The 20,269-nt window shown below is 65.3% G+C and carries 19 protein-coding genes; 11 read left to right on the top strand and 8 right to left on the bottom strand.

Annotation, left to right across the window (positions count from 1 at the left end):
* Positions 1 to 79: 79 nt before the first annotated feature.
* Complete coding sequence (locus tag CA260_RS12510) at positions 80 to 928, top strand: hypothetical protein (RefSeq protein ID WP_111983414.1); 849 nt, start codon at positions 80 to 82, stop codon at positions 926 to 928.
* Between the two features lie 61 nt (positions 929 to 989).
* Here CA260_RS12510 and recJ read toward each other — a convergent pair whose 3' ends face one another.
* Genes recJ through abc-f form a run of 3 tightly spaced genes read right to left on the bottom strand, consistent with a single transcriptional unit; the run spans position 990 to position 5,598 of the window.
* A complete protein-coding gene (gene recJ, locus CA260_RS12515) occupies positions 990 to 2,705 on the bottom strand; it encodes a single-stranded-DNA-specific exonuclease RecJ (RefSeq protein ID WP_111983447.1) in 1,716 nt (571 codons plus the stop codon).
* On the bottom strand, positions 2,702 to 3,622 hold the full coding sequence (locus CA260_RS12520) for a phosphoglycerate mutase (RefSeq protein WP_111983415.1): 921 nt from the start codon (positions 3,620 to 3,622) through the stop codon (positions 2,702 to 2,704). The genes recJ and CA260_RS12520 overlap by 4 nt, the downstream gene beginning before the upstream one ends.
* Positions 3,623 to 3,630: 8 nt before the next feature.
* Positions 3,631 to 5,598: a ribosomal protection-like ABC-F family protein gene (abc-f, locus tag CA260_RS12525; protein WP_111983416.1), complete on the bottom strand. Its 1,968-nt coding sequence runs from the start codon at positions 5,596 to 5,598 to the stop codon at positions 3,631 to 3,633.
* A gap of 181 nt (positions 5,599 to 5,779) precedes the next feature.
* Between abc-f and CA260_RS12530 the strand changes: the two genes are divergently transcribed.
* The 4 genes from CA260_RS12530 to CA260_RS12545 all read left to right on the top strand — a co-directional run bounded on the left by CA260_RS12530 (position 5,780) and on the right by CA260_RS12545 (position 9,644).
* A complete protein-coding gene (locus CA260_RS12530; protein ID WP_111983448.1) occupies positions 5,780 to 6,115 on the top strand; it encodes a hypothetical protein in 336 nt (111 codons plus the stop codon).
* 153 nt (positions 6,116 to 6,268) lie between these two features.
* Entirely contained in the window at positions 6,269 to 7,303 is a 1,035-nt protein-coding gene (locus tag CA260_RS12535) for an agmatine deiminase family protein (RefSeq protein ID WP_111983417.1), read from the top strand.
* A gap of 136 nt (positions 7,304 to 7,439) precedes the next feature.
* Complete coding sequence (locus tag CA260_RS12540; RefSeq protein WP_111983418.1) at positions 7,440 to 8,330, top strand: carbon-nitrogen hydrolase; 891 nt, start codon at positions 7,440 to 7,442, stop codon at positions 8,328 to 8,330.
* Between the two features lie 81 nt (positions 8,331 to 8,411).
* A complete protein-coding gene (locus tag CA260_RS12545; protein ID WP_111983419.1) occupies positions 8,412 to 9,644 on the top strand; it encodes a TraB/GumN family protein in 1,233 nt (410 codons plus the stop codon).
* A gap of 204 nt (positions 9,645 to 9,848) precedes the next feature.
* Here the strand turns inward: CA260_RS12545 and CA260_RS12550 are convergent, their stop codons facing one another.
* Entirely contained in the window at positions 9,849 to 11,009 is a 1,161-nt protein-coding gene (locus CA260_RS12550; protein ID WP_172461831.1) for a glycoside hydrolase family 18 protein, read from the bottom strand.
* Positions 11,010 to 11,187: 178 nt separating this feature from the next.
* On the opposite strand from CA260_RS12550, the gene CA260_RS12555 reads away from it, so the two are divergent.
* Positions 11,188 to 11,511 (top strand): c-type cytochrome, encoded by a 324-nt coding sequence (locus tag CA260_RS12555; protein ID WP_111983421.1) that lies wholly within the window; start codon positions 11,188 to 11,190, stop codon positions 11,509 to 11,511.
* 19 nt (positions 11,512 to 11,530) lie between these two features.
* Positions 11,531 to 11,884, top strand: a complete 354-nt coding sequence (locus CA260_RS12560; protein WP_111983422.1) for a c-type cytochrome — start codon at positions 11,531 to 11,533, stop codon at positions 11,882 to 11,884.
* A gap of 65 nt (positions 11,885 to 11,949) precedes the next feature.
* On the opposite strand, the gene CA260_RS12565 is transcribed toward CA260_RS12560, so the two are convergent.
* Positions 11,950 to 12,558: an NfuA family Fe-S biogenesis protein gene (locus CA260_RS12565; protein ID WP_111983423.1), complete on the bottom strand. Its 609-nt coding sequence runs from the start codon at positions 12,556 to 12,558 to the stop codon at positions 11,950 to 11,952.
* 139 nt (positions 12,559 to 12,697) lie between these two features.
* Here CA260_RS12565 and CA260_RS12570 point away from each other — a divergent pair, with 139 nt between their 5' ends.
* Complete coding sequence (locus CA260_RS12570; RefSeq protein ID WP_111983424.1) at positions 12,698 to 13,039, top strand: 4a-hydroxytetrahydrobiopterin dehydratase; 342 nt, start codon at positions 12,698 to 12,700, stop codon at positions 13,037 to 13,039.
* Positions 13,036 to 14,550 carry a CPBP family glutamic-type intramembrane protease gene (locus tag CA260_RS12575; RefSeq protein ID WP_111983425.1) on the top strand — a complete coding sequence of 505 codons (1,515 nt, stop codon included), beginning with the start codon at positions 13,036 to 13,038 and terminating at the stop codon, positions 14,548 to 14,550. Before CA260_RS12570 ends, CA260_RS12575 begins: the two co-directional genes overlap by 4 nt.
* On the opposite strand, the gene CA260_RS12580 is transcribed toward CA260_RS12575, so the two are convergent.
* Entirely contained in the window at positions 14,518 to 15,531 is a 1,014-nt protein-coding gene (locus tag CA260_RS12580) for an RluA family pseudouridine synthase (RefSeq protein WP_111983426.1), read from the bottom strand. The genes CA260_RS12575 and CA260_RS12580 overlap by 33 nt on opposite strands.
* A 342-nt stretch (positions 15,532 to 15,873) precedes the next feature.
* Between CA260_RS12580 and rne the strand changes: the two genes are divergently transcribed.
* Positions 15,874 to 18,960 carry a ribonuclease E gene (gene rne / locus CA260_RS12585; RefSeq protein ID WP_111983427.1) on the top strand — a complete coding sequence of 1,029 codons (3,087 nt, stop codon included), beginning with the start codon at positions 15,874 to 15,876 and terminating at the stop codon, positions 18,958 to 18,960.
* Between the two features lie 73 nt (positions 18,961 to 19,033).
* Here rne and CA260_RS12590 read toward each other — a convergent pair whose 3' ends face one another.
* Together CA260_RS12590 and CA260_RS12595 are read right to left on the bottom strand one after the other, a co-directional pair.
* A complete protein-coding gene (locus CA260_RS12590) occupies positions 19,034 to 19,687 on the bottom strand; it encodes a response regulator (RefSeq protein WP_111983428.1) in 654 nt (217 codons plus the stop codon).
* A 150-nt stretch (positions 19,688 to 19,837) separates the two neighbouring features.
* Positions 19,838 to 20,080 (bottom strand): hypothetical protein, encoded by a 243-nt coding sequence (locus tag CA260_RS12595; protein ID WP_111983429.1) that lies wholly within the window; start codon positions 20,078 to 20,080, stop codon positions 19,838 to 19,840.
* A gap of 91 nt (positions 20,081 to 20,171) precedes the next feature.
* Between CA260_RS12595 and CA260_RS12600 the strand changes: the two genes are divergently transcribed.
* Positions 20,172 to 20,269: transposase (locus CA260_RS12600; protein WP_146745341.1), on the top strand; the 98-nt coding region annotated here is incomplete at its 3' end.

Raw genomic sequence — 20,269 nt, forward strand, 5'->3', positions numbered from 1 at the left:
CGGATACGTAATAGTTCGCTGTGTGCAGGCGGGGAAACGTTCCACCATAAACGCACCATTTCCGTGGGGAGCATTCGTCATGCGCCGTTTCATCACCCTGCATCACAGGTATTTCGTGCTCTCCCTCGGCCTGGCAATCGCAGCGTCGCTTGCTGCGCCCGCCGCCAAGGCCGACACATCGGATTTCTGGGACGGCAACTGGCACGGCAACATCCAGCCCTATGTCTGGCTGCCTGGCATCAGCGCAGAGACGCGCTACCAGTTGCCCAACAACGGTGGCGAGGTGCAGCAGAAGACGGACAACAACATCTTCTCCTACCTCAGTGGCGCTTTCATGCTCGACGGCACCGTGCGCAAGGGCGACTGGGGCATGTACGGCGACATCGACTGGGTGAAATTCAGCGGTGAAAAGGGACGTTTCACCGATATCGGCGGCGACCGGATCGGCGCCGGCGCGAACCTCGATACGCGATGGGGCTTGAAGGGCGGCATGGTGAACCTGGCCGGCCTTTACACCATCGCCCATACGGGACAGGGCTTCATCGATCTGTTGTTCGGCGTACGCTACCTCTGGGTCAAGGGCAACCTCGACTGGAACTTCTCGCTCAACGGCAACGCCGGCAACGTCAACATCGCCCGCAGCGGCCATCTCAACAACCAGATGCATGTCACCGATGGCATCATCGGCATACGCGGCAATTGGTCACCGTTCGAGGACAAGCGCTGGTTCTTCCCCTATTACCTGGACTTCGGCGCGGGCAGCTCGGACACGACGTACAAGTTCAGTTTCGGCGTCGCCTACGGTTTCGATTGGGGCGACATCGGCTTCAGCTACCGCGACATCAATTACAGCCACAGCGGCAACGACAAGTTCATCAAGGACCTGACGCTGAGCGGCCCGACGTTCAGCGTCAACTGGAACTTCTGAAGGGCACGGACCACGTCATCCACCCTGAGCGGGCCTGGCAGGCAGGCCCTGCCTGGACCGCTCAGGCGGGTTCGATGTAACGCAGCAGCAGGCGAGCGCTCTCGCGCCCCTGCCAGTCGTTGATCACCAGCTCGTAGACGGCGCGCAGCACCGACGGTGGCGGCGTGCCTTCGTACGCGTTGAACATCACCGCGTCATGGACCGAGCCATCGCGCGGATCGCGCAGATGGAGGCGCAGGTGCTTGTCACCCATCACGCGCCAGCTCGCACACTCGAACAGGTTGTCGAACAGCGGCTCAGGGAACGCCTGCCCCCACGGCCCTGCCGCACGCAATTGGCGCGCCAGATCCAGCGTGGCAGCACCCGCCGGAAGTTCGCCATCGGTGAGCTGCACCGCCTGCAGGTGATCCTCGTCGAGCCATTCGCGCGCGATCGCATCGAAGGCTTCGGCGAAGCGCGCATAGTCTTCCGTCTTCAGGCTGAGCCCCGCCGCCATCGCGTGTCCGCCGAAGCGCGCAATGAGGCCGGGATGCCGGGCATCGATCATTGCCAGCGCATCGCGGATATGAAAGCCCGCGATGGAACGCGCCGAGCCTCGCAACTCCTCGGTCATCTCTTCGCTGGCCGGAGCGAAGGCGATCACGGGACGATGCAGGCGTTCCTTCAACTTGGACGCCACCAGCCCCACCACGCCGGCGTGCCATGTGGGTTCGTACAGCGCCACGCCGATCGCATCGGTCTCGATCGTGTGCGACAGCATCACCTCCGCCTCGGCCACCATGGCGGCCTGCAGTTCGCGGCGTTCCTGGTTGATCGAACTCAGCAGTTCGGCATATCGGCGCGCTTGCGCGATATCGTCGGTGAGCAGGCATTCCACGCCGATGCGCATGTCTTCCAACCGGCCTGCCGCGTTGAGGCGGGGGCCGACGGCATAGCCCAGATCGCTCGCGCACAGTGTGGCAAGACTGCGCGAGCTGGCTTCCACCAGTGCCGTGACACCTGCACAACCGTGTCCGCTGCGCAGGCGGCGCAAGCCGGCTTCGACCAGCACGCGATTGTTGAAATCGAGCGGCACGAGGTCGGCCACCGTGCCTACCGCGACCAGATCGAGCAGCGTGGACAGGTCCGGCTCGCCGCCATCCGCAAACGCACCTTGCTCGCGCAGCGCACCGCGCAAGGCGAGCAGCAGGTAGAACATCACGCCGACGCCCGCCAGGGCCTTGCTGGGAAAGGCATCGTCGGCCAGGTTCGGATTGACCATGGCGTCGGCTTCCGGCAACTGCTCGCCGGGCAGGTGGTGATCTGTGACGATCACGCGGATGCCCTGCGCCTTCGCCGCCGCGACACCCGCGACACTCGCGACACCGTTGTCCACGGTGACGATCAGTTGCGGCCTGGGCTCCAGCGACTCGACCAGCGCGGGGCTCAGGCCATAACCATGGATAAAGCGATTCGGCACCGCGTAATCGACGTGCTTTGCACCCAGCATGCGCAATCCACGCACGGCGACCGCCGTTCCCGTCGCGCCGTCGCAGTCGTAATCGCCCGCGATCATGATGTGCCAGTCGCCGCGGATGGCCTCAATCAGCAAGGCCACGGCTTCATGCATGCCGCCGAGCTGCTGCGGCGACAGCAGACGCGCGAGCCGATACTCGGCCTGCTCGGGAGACAACACGCCACGTGCCGCATACACCTGCTGCACCACTGGATGGACGGCATTGCTCCAGCCACCTGGCATGCCCTGCGGCACGCGGCGACGCAGGCTGAGCACCTTCATCGCTGGCTCCCGCGCCAGAAACGCCAGCGGTGCCACGGCCGATGCAGCCATCGTTCGCCACTGGCGAAACTCAACTGCAGGGGTTGTTTCAACGCCAGTGCCTGGATGAGCGGCCACCACTGCGTGGCGATCTCGTCGACCGGCAAGTCCTGCAGATCCACCAGCCAGCCAGCCGAAGATGATTCGACGGCTTTCGGTGTCCGTTCGATGACGGCGACGCCGGCACGCCTGGCCAGCGCGCCGAGCAGCACGTCGTCGCCGATCACGCCCTTCAGCGTGGTGCGTACCCGGTTCGGCAGCGTGCCGCCGCCCCAGAGCCACAGGCTGTTGATCGGCGGCAGACCGAGTGCGCGACGCTCCGCGTTGCGGGGATGCTGGTGCAATACCACCTGCACCTCGTTGAGCAATACGCGCCAGCGGCGACCGTCCGCACCATCTGGCAGATGCTCGTAGAGGTCTTCGCCCAGCGCCTGCTCCGGTGCGGCGAGCGTCGGCGTCGGTGCGCCGGGGGGTAAACGCACGTGCCAATGATCGGGTGAGGACACTTCAAGGATCATCCCGGCATCGCCGAACACCGGCTTCAGCGGCTTGGCGAACGCCTGCGCTTCGTCCATGTCCAGTTGCATCTGGCCGCAGGCAAGCAATCGCGCACCGTTGAGGTCGGGCTGCACCCAGGCTGGGTCGGCGCACAACCAGCTCGCGCCGTCGGTATCGCCGGCGATCAGCTCGCGCGTGAGGGCGCCGGCAGGCAGGCCGCCCGGCACACTGAAATACGCGGCCAGCCCCGCGAGATATCCCTTGGCGCCCGGCGCAAGCGCATCCGCCTTGCGCAGCAGGGTTCGCAACGGATGCGCGGGGTCGAAACGCGCGAGGTCCGGCAGCCAGATCTCCAGCGGCGCAGCAGGCGATGCATCCATGGTCCGACTCATGCCTCGAGTTGTTCGTACAGTTCCAGCCACTCGCCTTCCAGGGTTTCCTTCTCCTTGCGCAGCTCCGTCTGGCGCTGGCCCAGGCGCATCATTTCCGCCGTGGGGCCGTTGTAGGTTTCAGGATCGGCCAATTTGGCATCGAGCGCGGCGAGTTCGCCTTCGATGCTGGCAACGCGCGTCTCGATCTTCTTCACGCGCTGGCGTGCGGTCTTCTCGTTCTCGCGTTGCGCGGCGGCGCGGCGGCGGCGTTCCTCCGGCGACTCCTCGCGGACCACCGGTTTTGCGTCCGCCTCTTCCTTGTTCTTGTTCTTCTTGGCTGCTGAACTGCGATTGCGCAGCCAGCGCGCATAATCGTCAAGATCGCCATCGAACGGCTCCGCCACGCCATCGGCCACGCGCCAGAAGCTGTCGCATACCAGCCCAAGCAGATGGCGATCATGCGAGACGAGCACCAACGCACCGTCGAACTCCGCCAGCGCGTCGGCCAGCGCTTCGCGCATGTCCAGGTCCAGGTGGTTGGTCGGTTCGTCGAGCAGCAGCAGGTTCGGCTTGTCCCACGCGATCAGCGCGAGCGCGAGACGCGCGCGTTCGCCACCGGAGAAACCGTCGACCGACTCGAACGCGCGATCGCCCGCGAAATTCCAGGTGCCGAGGAAATCGCGAATCGCCTGCGCGCCGACACCCGGCGCCTTGTCCTGCAGGTGATCGAACGGCGATGCGCCTTCGCGCAGGCTCTCGACGGTGTGCTGGGCGAAATAGCCGATCTTCAGGTCCTTGTGTGCCTTGCGCTCACCTGCCAGCGGCGCAAGCTCGCCGACCAGGGTCTTCACCAGCGTGGATTTACCCGCGCCATTGGGGCCGAGCAGGCCGATGCGCTCACCCGCCTCGAGCCGGAAGCGCACCTGGTGCAGAATCGTGGTGACGCCCTCGCCTTCCTGCACCGATGCCTCCAATGACGGGGCCACTTCGCGGAACTCGTCGGTGGGCGACGCCGCGCTGTAGCCCGCATCGACTTCTTCGAGCTGCAGCATCGAATCAGGCAGGCGATCGGGCACGGCGAACTGGAAGCGGAATGGACGATCCGCACGCACGGCTTCAGTGCCCGCGAGCTTTTCCAGTCGCTTCACGCGCGACTGCGCCTGCTTGGCCTTGCTCGCCTTCGCCTTGAAGCGATCGACGAACGACTGCAGATGCGCACGCTCGGCCTGCTCGCGCTCGTGCGCGATCTGCTGCTGGCGCAACTGCTCGGCGCGCTGGCGTTCGAAGGCGCTGTAGTTACCGGTGTAGAGCTTGGCCTTGCCGTCGCTCAAGTGCAGCGTGTGGCTGATCACGCCGTCGAGGAATTCGCGGTCGTGCGAAATCACCAGCAGCGTGCCCTGGTAGCGGCGCAGCCACTCTTCCAGCCACAGCACGGCATCGAGGTCGAGATGGTTGGTGGGCTCGTCGAGCAGCAGCAGGTCGGACGGCGCCATCAGCGCGCGCGCCAGGTTCAGTCGAACGCGCCAGCCACCGGAAAACTCCTTTACCGGCGTGTCGTGGGTATCTGCCGCAAAACCGAGGCCATGCAGCAGGCGGCCGGCGCGCGCACGCGCGTCGTAACCGTGCAGTTCCTCGATGCGGTGATGTGCGCGCGCCATGGCCTCGGTATCGCCGCGCGCCTGTGCGTCCATTTCGTCGCGCAGCGCGGCGGCGAGTTCTTCATCGCCGCCCATCACGTATTCGATGGCCGGGTCCGGCAGGGCCGGCGTTTCCTGGGCCACCGAGGCCATGCGCAGCTTGGCCGGAAGGTCCAGGTCGCCGGCATCGGCCTCGACCTTGCCCTGCAACGCGGCAAACAGGCTGGACTTGCCGCAACCGTTGCGGCCGATCACGCCCAGCCTCCAACCGCTCTGGATCACCAGGTCGATGTCGGAGAGCAGGAGGCGGCTGCCGCGGCGCAGGGCGAAATGACGAAAGGCGATCATAGAAAGAGCTTATCCGGACCGGGCGTCAGGCCGCCCGCAGCCGCCCATGATAGCGAGCCCCGCCCGGCGAATGCCCACCCCATCGCATTCGCGGCAGATTCACATGGATTGCCCCCGGCAGTTCTGCTACAACAGCGCGGCAACGCCACGCGCGGAGAGGGGACCCGTGAACATGTACGGCATCAACAAGTTCGGCATCAGTCTGTCCATGGTCGTGCTGCTGGCCGCGGCCGCCGTGAGCACGCCGGTGCGCGCCGACAACCTGCTCGTCAACCGCGTGCAGCAGGAACAGGGCATGGACCTGCCCACGCGCGGCATGAGCATGGACCAGGTCGAAAAGAAATACGGCGCCCCGCAGCGCAAGCTCAGCCCGCGCGGCGGCGACAGTGCCAAGCACCCGACGATCAACCGCTGGGACTACTCCAATTTCATCGTGTACTTCGAAAAGAGCCACGTGATCCACGCCGTGCTCAACACGCCAGCGGGCAACAACACCAATCCCGCCTCGGTCAACTAACGAATCGAAACACATCTCCTGCAGCGCGGCCCGTGGCGACACGGGCCGCGTTTTCGTTTCCGTGCCTTCCACACGGCATCGTTTACAATGCGCGCCTCTCGCAGCCTGCCGCCCCGCAAGCGCTGCCCTCCCCTTGCAAGAGACTCGCTCACGATGACCGACCATAACCTGCGCCTGCCGGCGGAATGGGAGCCGCAATCGGCCGTACTGATCGCCTGGCCGCACGCCGATACCGATTGGGCCGACCGCCTAGCCGACGTGGAGACCACCTACGTGGCCCTGGCCGCGGCAGTTACCCGTTTCCAGCCACTGATCATCGTGGTGGCGAGCAACGAGCTGCGCCTGCGCGCGCAGGCCCTGCTGACTGGCGAAGGCGTGGACCTGTCCAAGATCCGCTTCGTCGAGCTGCCCTACGACGACACCTGGCTGCGCGACTCGGGCCCGATCACCCTCAAGACCGACGACGGCCACTTCCAGCTCACCGATTTCCGCTTCACCGGCTGGGGCGGCAAGTTCGGCGCCGAGCAGGACGATGCGCTGGTCGCCGGCCTGGTGGGCGAAGGCGTGTTCGGCAAGGCCGCGCACAAGCGCGTCGACTGGGCGTTGGAAGGCGGCGGCATCGAAAGCGATGGCGTAGGCACCGTGCTGACCACCTGGCGTTGCCTTACGCAGCGCCACCCGGAACAGTCGCGCGAGGCCATGAGCGCCATCCTCAGCGACAGCCTGCACGCCCAGCGCGTGCTGTGGCTGGATTACGGCTATCTCGAAGGCGACGATACCGACGCGCATATCGATACGCTGGCCCGCTTCGCGCCGGGTGATCGCATCGTCTACCAGGCCTGTGACGACAAGGACGACCCGCACTACGACGAGCTGCGCCGCATGGGCGAGGAACTGGCTGCGCTGCGCACGCCGGATGGCCGTCCATACCAGCTTTATCCGCTGCCGTGGGCCAAGCCGATCCTCGACGAAGGCCGCCGTCTCGCCGCGTCCTACGCGAATTACCTGATCGTGAACGGCGCCGTGCTCGTGCCCGCCTATGGCGATACCGCCGACGACGAAGCCGCGCGCATCATCGCCGAGGCCCATCCCGGCCGCGAGGTCGTGCAGGTGCCCTGCCGGCCGCTGATCTGGCAGAACGGCAGCCTGCACTGCATCACCATGCAACTGCCCGCCGGGATCGTCTGAAGCGGCAACGCGCTGGAAACAGGCACGCGACACCCTATATAGCTGTTTCGGCCGCCCGTCCCTGCACGGGCCGGCGCGCCGTATCCATTAGACTTGGCGGCCAGCCTTCACCGGCAGCCCCACCGAGAAGACGCCGATGACCCGCAAGACCCTCAAAGTCGCCCTGCTGCAGGAAACCGACCGCGGCAGCCGCGACGCCAACCTCGACGCCATCGAAGCCGGCCTGCGCGAAGCCGCGGCCAAGGGCGCGGAGCTCGTGCTGCTGCAGGAACTGCACAACGGCCCGTACTTCTGCCAGCACGAGTCGGTGGACGAGTTCGACCTGGCCGAGACCATCCCGGGTCCCAGCACCGAGCGCATCGGTCGGCTCGCGCATGACCTGAAGCTGGTGGTGGTCGCCTCGATCTTCGAGAAGCGCGCCACCGGCCTGTACCACAACACCGCGGTGGTGTTCGATCGTTCGGCCGTCATCGCCGGCAAGTACCGCAAGATGCACATCCCCGACGATCCGGCGTTCTATGAGAAGTTCTACTTCACGCCGGGCGACCTGGGCTTCGACCCGATCGACACTTCCGTGGGCCGCCTGGGCGTGCTGGTGTGCTGGGACCAGTGGTATCCGGAAGCCGCGCGCCTGATGGCGCTGGCCGGCGCCGAGCTGCTGCTTTATCCCACCGCCATCGGCTGGGATCCGAAGGACGAACAGGCCGAGAAAGATCGCCAGCGCGAAGCCTGGGTCACCGTGCAACGCGGTCACGCCGTGGCCAACGGCCTGCCTCTGCTTTCGTGCAACCGCACGGGCTACGAGGCCGACAAGGCCGGCGTGGGCAATGGCATCCAGTTCTGGGGCACCAGCTTCGTGGCCGGTCCGCAGGGTGAATTCCTGGCGCAGGCAGGCACCGACCAGCGCGAATTGCTCGTGGTCGATGTCGACATGGCGCGCAGCGAGCATGTGCGCCGTATCTGGCCGTTCCTGCGTGATCGCCGCATCGACGCCTATGGCGACCTGCTCAAGCGCTTCCGCGATTGATGAACCCGCATCCGGACGCCGGTTGTGCCGCGTCCGCAGCATCCCCATGCAGGGTATGACCCTGCCACAGCGACGCCAAGCATGAGCCAGACCGACATCGCCGACTCCCTGCCGCCCGTGCTGCGTGATCAGCCCATCGAGCGCGTTGTCCGCGACGGCGTGGAATACGTCGTGCTCGGCACGGCCCACGTGTCGCGCACCAGCGTGGAAGCGGTGGAAGCCCTGCTCGCACATGAGCATTTCGACGCGGTGGCGGTGGAGCTGTGCGACAGCCGTGCCCAGGGCATGCGCGACCCCGATGCGTTCAAGCAGATGGATCTGTTCCAGGTGATCCGCCAGGGCAAGGCCGGCATGGTGGCCGCCAGCCTCGTGCTGTCTTCGTTCCAGAAGCGCCTCGCGGAGCAATACGGCATCCAGCCCGGCGCCGAAATGAAGGCCGGCATGGACGGCGCCGACCAGCGTGGCCTGCCCGTGTGGCTGGTCGATCGCGAAGTGGGCATCACGTTGCGCCGTGCCTGGCACAGCGTCGGTTTCTGGCAGCGCTTCGGACTGATGGGCGGCCTGATCGCCAGCGTGTTCGAGCGCCAGGACATCGCGGAAACCGAAATCGAAAAGCTCAAGCAAGGCGACATGCTGGAGAGCGCCTTCAGCGAATTCGCCACGCAATCGGCACCGTTGTACCGCAGCCTGATCGCCGAGCGCGACATCTACATGGCCGCCCGCCTGCGCGAGCAGGCCGCGCAATCGGGCTACTGCGAAGGCCGGCGCGTGCTGGTGGTGATTGGTGCAGGGCACCTCAAGGGCCTGTGCGAACAACTACGCACGCAGCAGGGCGATCCGTCCGTCGAGGCATCCACGCTCGCCGCCGCGCCGCCCAAGGCACGCTGGCCGAAATGGGTGGCGATCGGACTGGTGCTCGCGGTGTTCGCGGCGATCGCCTTCGCCTTCCATCGCAACACGTCGCTGGGTGCAGCGGCCCTGCGCGACTGGGTCGTCTACACCGGCGGCTTTTCGCTGTTGGGCGCCATCATTGCGGGCGCGCATCCACTCAGCGCGCTGGCGGCCTTCGTGGCCGGCCCGATCAAGCCGTTCCGTCCCGGCATTCCTTCCGGCGGCATTAGCGCCATGACGGAAGCCTGGATACGGCGCCCGCGTGTGGCCGACTTCGACACGCTGCGTGACGACATCGGCCAGTGGCGCGGCTGGTGGCGCAATCGCGTCGCGCGCACCCTGCTCAACTTCTTCCTGGTGAGTCTGGGCACGATCATCGGCGAGTACACCGCCGGGATTCATATCTTCAAGAGCTTGTTCTAGCGCTTCGCAAAGGCGCAGCACCTGCCGCCGACCAAAACGTCCATTCGTCATTCCGGCGCAGGCCGGAATCCAGTTTCAGTATGCATCGGTTTTCGCGAACAGCTCCCCGGCGCTCTCGCGTCAGCCAGGCACTGTGGCAACTGCATGACCAGCCTTTGGCTGTTGTAAACCGCTTCCGGCCTGCGCCGGAATGACGGCAAAAGATCAGTGCATCCGCAACGACTGGTCCAACACGTCGAGCAACGCTTCGTTGCGATCGAGGCTCTGCTCCCAATACATGACGCCGCCCAATCCCTTCGCCTTGACGAAGGCCGCCTTGGCGCGAAGCGACTCCGGGTCTTCGTAGCTCACGAAGGTCCGCGTGGCCGCGTTCCACAGATAGGGCGCCTGCGCCTGCGCATCCCAGTGACGCACGTAGCCGTTCTTGTCGATGTAACTGGCCACCAGTTCGCGCCATGACGGGGCACCCACGTACTTGGCGTACTTCTGCTGCAGGCCGTCGTGTGCCGGATCGACGCCGGTAAAGGCGCGGCCGTAGAACGCCACGCCGAGATTGAGCTTCTTCGCCGGCACGCCCGCCGCAAGGAACTGCGCCACGGCCTTGTCGCCCGCGCGATCGTCGGCCGGCGCCAAGGCGGAAAGATGCAGACCGGCATGATGGCCCGTCGTCGGCGTCAGGCTTTGATGGAAGTCGTAGGTCATCAGGTTGAACCAGTCGAGCGAACGCGAGGCGCGTTCCAGCTCGATGCCCGCGACAAACTCGCTGTCCGCCGCGGCGATGGTCAACAGGTAGTGGCGGCCGCCGTGTTTCGCACCGAACTGGTCGAGACGCGCGCGCAGCGTTTCCAGCAGCAGGCTGAAATGGCGCCTGTCCTCCGGGCGATGGCTGATGCCCGGGCCTGGCAACGTGGGGTATTCCCAATCGAGATCGACGCCATCGACATCGTGCCTCTCCACCAGCGCCACCACGCTGTCGGCCATGTGCTGGCGCGAGGCATCGGTGAGCGCGGCTTCGGAAAAATAATCCGCGCCCCAGCCACCGATGGAAACGATCACCTTGAGGTTGGGATTGACCTTGCGCAGCGCGACGAACGCAGCCAGCGTCTTGTCCGCCACCGGGCTCGGGAACACCACGTTGCTCTCGGGATCGAGCTTGGCGAAGGCGTAGTTGATGACATCGAGCTTCTGTGCATTCACCGGCGGCAGGGGCGATGCATCCACGACGTAACCCACGATGCGGTAGCCGGCCGCGGGCGTCGCCGCCATGGCGGACATGGCGGACCACGCAAGCGCCATCGCGAGGCATCGCATCACCACGATCTTCCACCCGCGCCTGCCTGCGCGCACAGCCGGCCTGTTCGTCATGCTGGAATTCCCTGGTTGATTGGCGTCGAAGGGAGGGTCAAAGCCCTCGTCCTCGTATCGTGCCGCCGCGCACTGATAAGAATCAGTGGCTTGCGACATGTTGTCCCATCGTGAAGGCAACGACTATACTTCCGGGACTTTTCACCATGTACCAGCCGGAATCGTGGGGACGTTTCTGATGACTCGACTGCAACTGCTTGGCCTGACCGTGGCCGCAGCTATCTTCGCCACTGCCAGCGTGCATGCCGAGGGTGACAAGGCTGCCGGACGCAAGTTGATCTACACCTGCAACGGCTGCCATGGCGTGCCTGGCTACGCCAACGCCTACCCGAATTATCCCGTGCCGCGCATCGCGGGCCAGAACGAGCAGTACATCGTCAACGCGCTGCACGAGTACAAGAGTGGCGACCGCAAGCACCCGACGATGATGGCTCAGGCGCAGAGCCTGTCCGACAAGGACATCGAAGACATCGCCGCCTATCTTTCCAGCCTCGCCAAGTAAGCCAAGGACACTGATCCGCATGAAACGTGCACTGACCCTGCTTTCATTCGGCGCCGTCCTGGCGTTCGCCTCCACCCAGATCTTCGCTGCCGGCAACATCGAGAACGGCAAGCAGAAGGCCGCCACGTGCTTTGCCTGCCACGGCGCCGACGGCAATGCGGTCGACCCGCAGTATCCGCGCCTGGCCGGCCAGTACAACATGTACATCCAGCAGGCACTGCACGAGTACAAGAGCGGCCAGCGCGGCAACGCCATCATGAAGGGCTTTGTCGCCACGCTGTCCGACCAGGACATCGAGGATGTCGCCGCGTACTTCTCCAGCCTGCCGACCAAGCTGGACACGGTGAAGGGCCACATCCAGGGCGACAAGTAAGCGCCACGCGACACGCGAGAAAAGGCCCGCTTGATGCGGGCCTTTTTTATGGACCGCAGTCGAGCTCAACCCATCGCCGACTGGCCTTCCGTCTTGCGGTAATACGGGTTGCTGCCGCCACTATGGTCGGTGGCGTCGCGCACCGCGGTGATTTCAGGCACGCGTTCGCGCAGCGTCTTCTCCACGCCATGCTTGAGCGTGACGTCCACCGAGGCGCAACCGTGGCAGCCACCGCCAAACTGCAGCACCACCACGCCATCGGCATCCACTTCCAGCAGGGTCACGCGACCACCGTGCGAGGCGATCCTGGGATTGATCTCGGCCTCCAGCACGAAGCGCACGCGCTCGATCAGCCCGGCGTTCTCACCCGGTATCTCGCCCTTGATACGCGGCGCACGGATATTCAACTGGCCGCCGGTCGCGTTCGGTTCGAAGTCGATGCTCGCGCCTTCCAGCCAGGCCGCGCTGTCCCCTTCCACGTTGAAATCGAAGCCATCGCAGACGATGGTCCACTCCTGCCCGTTGAGATCCTCGGGTTCGGCAAACTCCAGCTCGCAATTGGCCGCCGGCGTGCCCGGCGACGTCACGCGCAGGCGGATGCTCAACCCGTCGATGCCCTGCTGGGAAAGCAGCCGCAGGAAGTGCTTCTGCGCGCGTTCGGAAATCTCGATCATGTCCACTCCAGCTGAAACTCCGGCGCTGCCGGAAAATACAGCACCATTTTAGTCCTATTTCGATATCGCTGCCGACTTTTGACTTTTGCCCGGCGAGCTTCGACGCTTCGCATCCTTCCTCTGCAACGGACCTATCGCCATGAGCCTCAGCCCACTCGCCAGCCAGCACTGCACGCCGCGCAAGGGCAAGGAGCACGCGCTGGACGCAGCCAAGGTCACCGAACTGCTCGCCACGCTGCCCGGCTGGCAGGTCACCAAGGACGGTAAGGCCATCGTGAAGGACTTCAAGTTCCGCGATTTCCACCACACGCTCGGCTTCATCAACGCGGTCGGCTTCATGGCCAACCAGGAAGACCACCACCCCGACCTCGAAGCCGGCTACGGCCATTGCCAGGTGCTGTGGTCGACACATGACGTCGGCGGCCTGTCGCTCAACGATGTCATCTGCGCCGCACGCGTCGAAGCCCTGCTCGAACATTGAGCGATACGGCCGCCATTCGGCGCCTCGCCAGCATCGCCGGCCTCGCGCTGGCGATGCTGGCGCTCCTTTGGCTGATGTCCCTGCTGTCCGCCTGGATCACGCGCGCCCGGCTGGTGCAGGACGCCCGGCAGGAACTCACTGCCTTGCGCGATGGCCAGCCACTATGGAAATGGCGCCTGCGCGGCCCGACCGACCTCGTAGCCAGCCGCGTTTTCGGCAGCGCGACCGTGACCCACGGCGCCGATGCGCTGCGCATCAGCAGCCATGACGGCACACCGTTCGAACTGGGCTTGCCGCTGGAAACCCCGATCGATGCCGCGCACTGGCCGCTTCTCGAACTCCAGCTTCACAGCACCGCCGCGGGCATGCTCAGTCTGGTCTATCAGGCCAGCGAATCCACCGCTGCCTGTACGGCCAATGAGGTTGCGCCGATCAGGAGTGGCCAGGCGCGGTTGTCGGTCGACCTGAAGGCTGCCATCTGGCGCACCAGCGCGGGGCAAGTCTGCAGCGCGCCCGGCGTAGTAGCGTATATGCTGCGCGTGCGGATGCAGGTTCCGGCCGATACCCAACTGCGAATAGGCGACGTTGCGCTCGCTTCGTCGAAGCTGCCGATGCTCCCCGCCACCATCGCCGCCGATACCGCCGATGTCCAACTTCCCCAGCCGCAGGGTGGCCTTGCCCTTCCCGACCTGGCCGCCCCGCTGGTCCGACTGCCAGCGGGAGCATCGGCCGAGTCCATGGTGGCCCTGCGCGAATCCATTCGCGCGCAGCGCCCTGCCGCCTTGGTGTTGCCCGCGGGCGTAGCGCTCGCGGCTGGCCGTTACGGGCCCGCTCCCGCATGGTGGGACTGGGCCGCATGTGGCCTCTATCTGCTATGGCTGACCGCGCTGACCTGGCGGCAAACACCAGGCGTCGCGCGACCATGGATCGAGGCCATCGCGATCGCCGCGGGCCCGCTCTGGCTGATTGCCGGCCTGCGCTGGGGTCCGCATGTTTCCATTCCCGGCGTGGCCGCCTTTCTCGCCGCCATTGTGTTCGCCGGTGTAAGCGAATGGCGCCGCCGTCCCGTCTCCTGGTCCTGGCTGGGCCGAAGCTGGCAGGACTGGCTGTGGCCCTTGCTGCCACTGCCGGTCGCGTTCGTCCTCATGCTTGCGGATGGACATGGGCTGATCCATCTCGACCCCAAGCACATCGCCGCTTATTTCGGCTGGGCCCTGCTCCAGCAATGGGCGATGCTGGCGATCGTGATGGGGCGCCTGCGGCTCACCGCCCTGCCGACGCCGGTCGTCATCCTCGTCACCGCGGGCCTGTTCGGCCTGCTCCATACGCCCAATGGCTCGCTGATGCAGCTGTGCATGCTGGCCGAGCTGTGGTGGGCCTGGTGCTTCGTGCGCTCACCACGCCTGATACCGATCGCCATCGCGCATGCGACGTCCGCCCTGCTCGTCGAAAGCGGCCTCACCGGCCACCTTCTCCGGTCACTTGAGGTCAGTGCGCGATTTTTCCTGTAGGTGTTCCTGCAGGCGACGAATCCTTTTTCCTTTCACCGCAAGCACATCCAGGAATTCCTTCAAGTCATCGGGCAGAGGGGCAGAAAAGCTGTAAGCCCTTCCGTCCAGCTCGAAGCTCATATGGGAGGCATGCAGGAACATCCGCTGCAGCCCCAGGTCCTTGAATTTCTTGTTCATTTCCTTGTCGCCGTACTTCGGATCGCCCGCTAGCGGGTGATCGATGTGGGCGGCATGGACACGGATCTGATGGGTACGACCGGTACCGAGCGTCGCCTGCATCAGGCGGGCAGCCGGGTATTGCTCCATTTCCTGGAAAAAAGTGAGCGATGGCTTGCCGTTATCGGACACTCTTACCATGCGCTCACCGCCCTGCAGCACCGACTTCAGGAGTGGCGCGTTGACGCTGAACTTGGCTTTCGAGGGGTGGCCGACCATCAGGCAGAGGTACTGCTTGGTCACCGTGCCCTCGCGGATCGCCGCCTGCAGGCCGGTCAGCCCCGCCCGGGTCTTGGCGAACACCAGCACGCCGCTGGTATCCCGATCGAGGCGATGAACCAGCTCGATGTGCTCGTTCGGCCTGGCGGCCCGCAGCAGTTCGATCGCACCGTGGCTGACACCGGAGCCGCCGTGCGCGGCGATGCCGGCCGGCTTGTCGATCGCCAAGAAATGCTTGTCCTCGAAAATGATCGACTCAGTAATGGCTGAGACCATGGTCGCGGACGGACCCCTGGTGACCTCCTTTTCGGCCACCCGGACCGGCGGGATTCGCAGCATATCGCCGGCCGCGAGACGCGTATCCGGCTTCGCGCGCTTGCCGTTCACACGTACCTGCCCCGTCCGCAGAATGCGGTAGATCATGCTCTTGGGCACACCCTTGAGCAGGGTCATGAGCGCATTGTCGATGCGCTGACCGTCCCGCTCGGGGCCGATCTCGACTTGACGCACACCGTGAGGTGCGTCTGGGGAAGTTGCCGTCTGCATTGAAAAAAACCTGGCGAAATAGGATACTCGGCCGGCGCTACGTCCCGCCCTGCCGATGTTCGGAGTGGAGTCGGGACGCCCGCCCCGTGACGTCGGCGAGGATAGCGCCGGTCGCCTTCTTCGGCAGCCGGTCGCTGCTCCCTTTCATCGTAACGGTTCGGGTGCTCGTTGTCCGGTTCCCCAGGGGTTCCGGGGCGAAAGGCGCATTGCCACGAATCATCCCGGCACCGGAAACGATGCCGTCATGTTGCCGCTTAACCGCAGCGGCGCGATCCCCGGCAGGCCGCCGAAACACGGCGCCACCGCGGCACGCGACGCGCGGCAAGCCGAGGAAAAATTACAATGAAACGTATGTTGATCAACGCAACTCAGCGTGAAGAGTTGCGTGTGGCCATTGTCGATGGCCAGACCCTTTACGATCTCGACATCGAAATCCCTTCCCGCGAACAGAAAAAGGCCAATATCTACAAAGGCCGCATCACTCGTGTCGAACCCTCCCTCGAAGCCTGTTTCGTCGACTACGGCGCCGAACGCCATGGCTTCCTTCCGCTGAAGGAAATCGCCCGGGAATATTTCACCCCCGGCCTCGATCCCAACAAGGCGAACATCCGTGACCTGATCAAGGAAGGTCACGAAGTGGTCGTGCAGGTCGAGAAGGAAGAACGCGGCAACAAGGGCGCCGCGCTAACCTCCTTCATCAGTCTCGCCGGCCGCTACATGGTGCTGATGCCGAACAACCCGAAGGCGGGTGGCGTGTCGCGTCGCATCGAGGGCGAAGACCGCCAGGCGCTGAAGGAAGCGCTCGACCATCTCACCGTGCCTGACGACGTCGGCCTCATCGTGCGCACCGCCGGCCTCGGCCGGGACGCCGAAGAGCTCCAGTGGGACCTCGACTACCTGCTGCAGCTGTGGAAGGCGATCTCCGGCGCCGCCCAGGCGCAGAAGGCGCCGTTCCTGATCTACCAGGAATCGAAGCTGTTCATCCGCGCCCTGCGCGACTACCTGCGCAGCGACATCGGCGAGATCCTCATCGACGAGGAATCGCTCTACAACGACGCGCGCGAGTTCATGCAGCAGGTCATGCCCACGGCCCTGCGCAAGCTCAAGCTGTACCGCGACGACACCCCGCTGTTCTCGCGCTACCAGATCGAAACGCAGATCGAGAGCGCGTTCGACCGCCAGGTCCGCCTGCCCTCCGGCGGCTCGATCGTGATCGACCAGACCGAAGCCCTCACCGCCATCGACATCAACTCGTCGAAGGCCACCAAGGGCAGCGACATCGAAGAGACGGCGTTCAACACCAACCTCGAAGCCGCCGTCGAGATCGCCCGCCAGCTGCGCATCCGCGATGCCGGCGGCCTGATCGTGATCGACTTCATCGACATGGACAGCCCCAAGCACCAGCGTGAGGTGGAAGAGCGTCTCAAGGACGCCCTGAAGCTGGATCGCGCCCGCGTGCAGATCGGCCGCATCAGCCGCTTCGGCCTGCTGGAGATGTCGCGCCAGCGCCTGCGCCCGAGCCTGGGCGAAGCCACCCAGATCGTCTGCCCGCGCTGCGAAGGCCATGGCCATGTCCGCGGCGTGGAATCGCTGGCGCTGTCGACGCTGCGCCTGATCGAAGAACACGCCATGAAGGACAACACCGGCCAGGTGCTGGTGCAGGCCCCGCCGAGCGTGGCCAACTTCATGCTCAACGAGAAGCGTGCCAGCGTGGTCGAGATCGAACTGCGCAACAAGGTGCACGTGGTGATTGTGGCCGACGACAAGCTCGAGACGCCGCACATCGAGATCCAGCGCATCCGCGAAGCCGACATGGGCGAGCACAGCAAGCCCAGCTACGAGCGTCTCACCGCGGTCGAGGCCTCGCCGTTGCCGAAGATGGGCCAGACCCTGGGCAGCAGCGAGCAGCCCGCCGTGAGCGGCATCGTTCCGGCCACGCCTGCTCCCGTGCGCGAAGAAGCGGCCGCCCCTGCCCCGCAGGCGCAGCCCGCCCGCCAGCCTGCGGCCGCCACGCCCGCCCCGAGCGGCGGCGTGATCTCCCGTCTGCTCGGCTGGTTCCGCGGCAGCGCAGCCCCGGCCACGCCAGTGCCCGCGGCAAAGACCGAAGCAGCCCCCACCAACGCCCGCGGCAACCGTCGCGATGACCGCGGCCGCCAGACGCAGCAGCAGGCGGGCCGCCAGCAACAGCAGCAGCGCCGCGAACCGTCCCAGCAGCAGGGCCAGAAGGGTCAGCAGCAGGGCAAGGGCAACCGCCAGCGTGGCAACGAGCAGCAGGCCCAGCAGCGCCAGCCGCAGGCCCAGGGCGGTCGCCAGGAGCAGAAGCAGCCGCAGCAGGCCAAGGCTGAAGCCGGCCAGGGCCAGAACGAACGCAAGCAACAGCAGCGCCAGGACCAGCAGCGCCAGCCGCGCCCCGCTCCGGCGCCCGCACAGGCAGCGCCTGTTGCCCCGACCCAACCCACCGAGCGCCCCGCAGCTGCTCCTTCCGCAGTTGCCGAACCCGGCAAGGACAAGGAAGCGCTGACGGAAACCGTCATGCTTCCCGTCATCCAGTCCGGTGCAGAAGCCGCAGGAACGGCCGAAGGCACGCAGGCGGAAGGCAGCCAGTCGCGTCGCCGCCGCGGTCGCCGTGGCGGCCGTCGCCGTCGTCGTCATGAGGACGGAGCACCGGCCGGTGCCCAGGACACGGCCGGTGGCGACGAGCACCTCGACCTGGACGATGAAGATCGTGCCGAGGAAGCCGCATCGCTTGAGCCCGTGGCTCCGCCGGTGGCCGCAGGCGTTATCGCAGCGACTGCCAGCGTCGCCGTGCAAGCCGTGACGATCGAGCACGCGGCTGAAGCCCATGTGCCGGAATTCGTGGCCCCGTCGCCGGTTCCCGCTCAGATCGAAGCCGCGCCGGAACAGGTACTGAGCGCGGTTGCGCCCGCATCGTTCAACCTGCCCGCGCTTCCGCCGATTCCGGAGAAGCCGGTGGAGCCGATCACGGCGGAAGACATCAAGGTGGAGGCCCCCGTCGAACCGATCGCGCATCTCGAATCGGTGACGACCCATGAGGTCATCGTCGCAGCCGAAGAAACCGCGGCGTCGCTGACGGCCGACATCACGGCTTCCGCCACGCACGCGCCGGAACCGACCGTGATCACTGCCGAGGCGGAGCCGGTCGAGCCGATCGTCGCCACCTCGACCATCGACTTCCGCTCGCATCTTGATATCGCCCCGCATGCCGAGCACGTGCAGACATCCACGGCCGAGGCAGTGAATACGCCGGAGCCGCCGCTGGCTGCCGAACCGGCTGTGACGCCGCCGACGCCTGCCCAGGGCGATCTGCTAGCCCATGCAGGCGTGGCCACGCCCGTCCCGCACGACGAGTCCCCGAGCGAGGAACCGGCGGATGCGGAAGGCCACAAGAAGGACGCCTCGCACGGCTGACGTCGAGGCTTGCCCACAGAAAAAGCCGGACCAGGTCCGGCTTTTTTTGTGTCCCTGCTTGGGCGGTCGACGGTTAGTTGCCGACCTGGTTGTTGTGCGTATCGAGCAGGCCGTGGATGGTCATCAGATGCGCCAGGCTGATCACGTGATCGACCTGAAGCTTTTCCATCAAACGCTGCTTGTACGTGGAAACCGTCTTCGGGCTCAGGTTGAGCTGCTCGCCAATGGTGGTGAGCGCCTTGCCGCGTACCAGCATCATCGCCACTTCGAGCTCACGGCTCGACAGCACGTCGAACGGCGAGCCTTCGCCGTCGAGCGTGGCAAGCGCCAGCTGCTGCGCCACGGCCGGCGCCAGATAACGTCGGCCGAAGGCCACCTGCCGCACCGCTTCCATCAATTCGTCCGCCGTGCATCCTTTGGTGAGGTAGCCCAGCGCACCCGCATCGAGCAGGCGCTTCGGAAAACGCGCGTCGTCCACCACCGTCACGATGATGACGTGCGTCGGCAACTTGGAGCGCGATACGCGCTCGGTCAATTCAATGCCGCTCATGCCAGGCATGTGTACGTCGACCAGCGCGATATTGGGCGTCTTCGCACGAATGAGCCGCAGCCCTTCCTCCGCGGACCCTGCCTCGCCCAAAATTTGAACATCAGGCTGTTGCTGCAGGATCATCCTGAATCCCGTGCGCACCAGCTCGTGGTCGTCAATCAAGACTACCTTGATCACCAGACACCCTCCTTGGGTTGATGGGGCGAACATAGGCTGCGATATCGCTTTATGCAAGCGCTTACGCTCCTTCGGAAACACTTCATCCATCGCACCCTACGCGTGCGGATGACTTTTCCTTACAGGGTTTACCGAAGCTCGCCTTTCCGCTTATTCCACACCGGTGGACCAGTTTCTGAGGCCTTCGCTGTCGAGATCAAAATCCTCGACCTTCACGGTCATGACGCTGCGACCATCCGACCACTGCTGCTCGCCAACAGACCTCGCGACACCTTCAAGCACCGCCCCCTGCGCGAATACGCAGTCACCCGCGCACGTACCCACGACGTAACCTTCGGGAAGTTCGGCCGCGACACGGTGGTCGTACGGGCCCAGGAATCGCACGGTGCTCATGGCTTCTCCCGGATGCTTCCAGCATCCTGAAAGGTGGTACGCCCCCGATTCCGTAGACACCTGATAGTGTCTATTGAGGATCGGAGGATCTATGACCAGCAAGCGTTTCACTGACGAGTTTAAGGCTGAAGCGGTTAAGCAGGTTAGCGAGCGTGGCTACCCCGTTACGGAGGTGGCCGAGCGCTGTCT

The sequence above is a fragment of the Dyella jiangningensis genome (assembly GCF_003264855.1).
In the GTDB taxonomy this organism is placed as follows: Bacteria; Pseudomonadota; Gammaproteobacteria; order Xanthomonadales; family Rhodanobacteraceae; genus Dyella; species Dyella jiangningensis_C.

Excerpts from the sequence above, each read along its gene's own strand:
- CA260_RS12510 (WP_111983414.1), top strand. The coding sequence starts at position 80 with ATGCGCCGTTTCATCACCCTGCATCACAGGTATTTCGTGCTCTCCCTC.
- recJ (WP_111983447.1), bottom strand. The coding sequence starts at position 2,705 with ATGAAGGTGCTCAGCCTGCGTCGCCGCGTGCCGCAGGGCATGCCAGGT.
- CA260_RS12520 (WP_111983415.1), bottom strand. The coding sequence starts at position 3,622 with ATGGATGCATCGCCTGCTGCGCCGCTGGAGATCTGGCTGCCGGACCTC.
- abc-f (WP_111983416.1), bottom strand. The coding sequence starts at position 5,598 with ATGATCGCCTTTCGTCATTTCGCCCTGCGCCGCGGCAGCCGCCTCCTG.
- CA260_RS12535 (WP_111983417.1), top strand. The coding sequence starts at position 6,269 with ATGACCGACCATAACCTGCGCCTGCCGGCGGAATGGGAGCCGCAATCG.
- CA260_RS12540 (WP_111983418.1), top strand. The coding sequence starts at position 7,440 with ATGACCCGCAAGACCCTCAAAGTCGCCCTGCTGCAGGAAACCGACCGC.
- CA260_RS12545 (WP_111983419.1), top strand. The coding sequence starts at position 8,412 with ATGAGCCAGACCGACATCGCCGACTCCCTGCCGCCCGTGCTGCGTGAT.
- CA260_RS12550 (WP_172461831.1), bottom strand. The coding sequence starts at position 11,009 with ATGACGAACAGGCCGGCTGTGCGCGCAGGCAGGCGCGGGTGGAAGATC.
- CA260_RS12555 (WP_111983421.1), top strand. The coding sequence starts at position 11,188 with ATGACTCGACTGCAACTGCTTGGCCTGACCGTGGCCGCAGCTATCTTC.
- CA260_RS12560 (WP_111983422.1), top strand. The coding sequence starts at position 11,531 with ATGAAACGTGCACTGACCCTGCTTTCATTCGGCGCCGTCCTGGCGTTC.
- CA260_RS12565 (WP_111983423.1), bottom strand. The coding sequence starts at position 12,558 with ATGATCGAGATTTCCGAACGCGCGCAGAAGCACTTCCTGCGGCTGCTT.
- CA260_RS12570 (WP_111983424.1), top strand. The coding sequence starts at position 12,698 with ATGAGCCTCAGCCCACTCGCCAGCCAGCACTGCACGCCGCGCAAGGGC.
- CA260_RS12580 (WP_111983426.1), bottom strand. The coding sequence starts at position 15,531 with ATGCAGACGGCAACTTCCCCAGACGCACCTCACGGTGTGCGTCAAGTC.
- rne (WP_111983427.1), top strand. The coding sequence starts at position 15,874 with ATGAAACGTATGTTGATCAACGCAACTCAGCGTGAAGAGTTGCGTGTG.
- CA260_RS12595 (WP_111983429.1), bottom strand. The coding sequence starts at position 20,080 with ATGAGCACCGTGCGATTCCTGGGCCCGTACGACCACCGTGTCGCGGCC.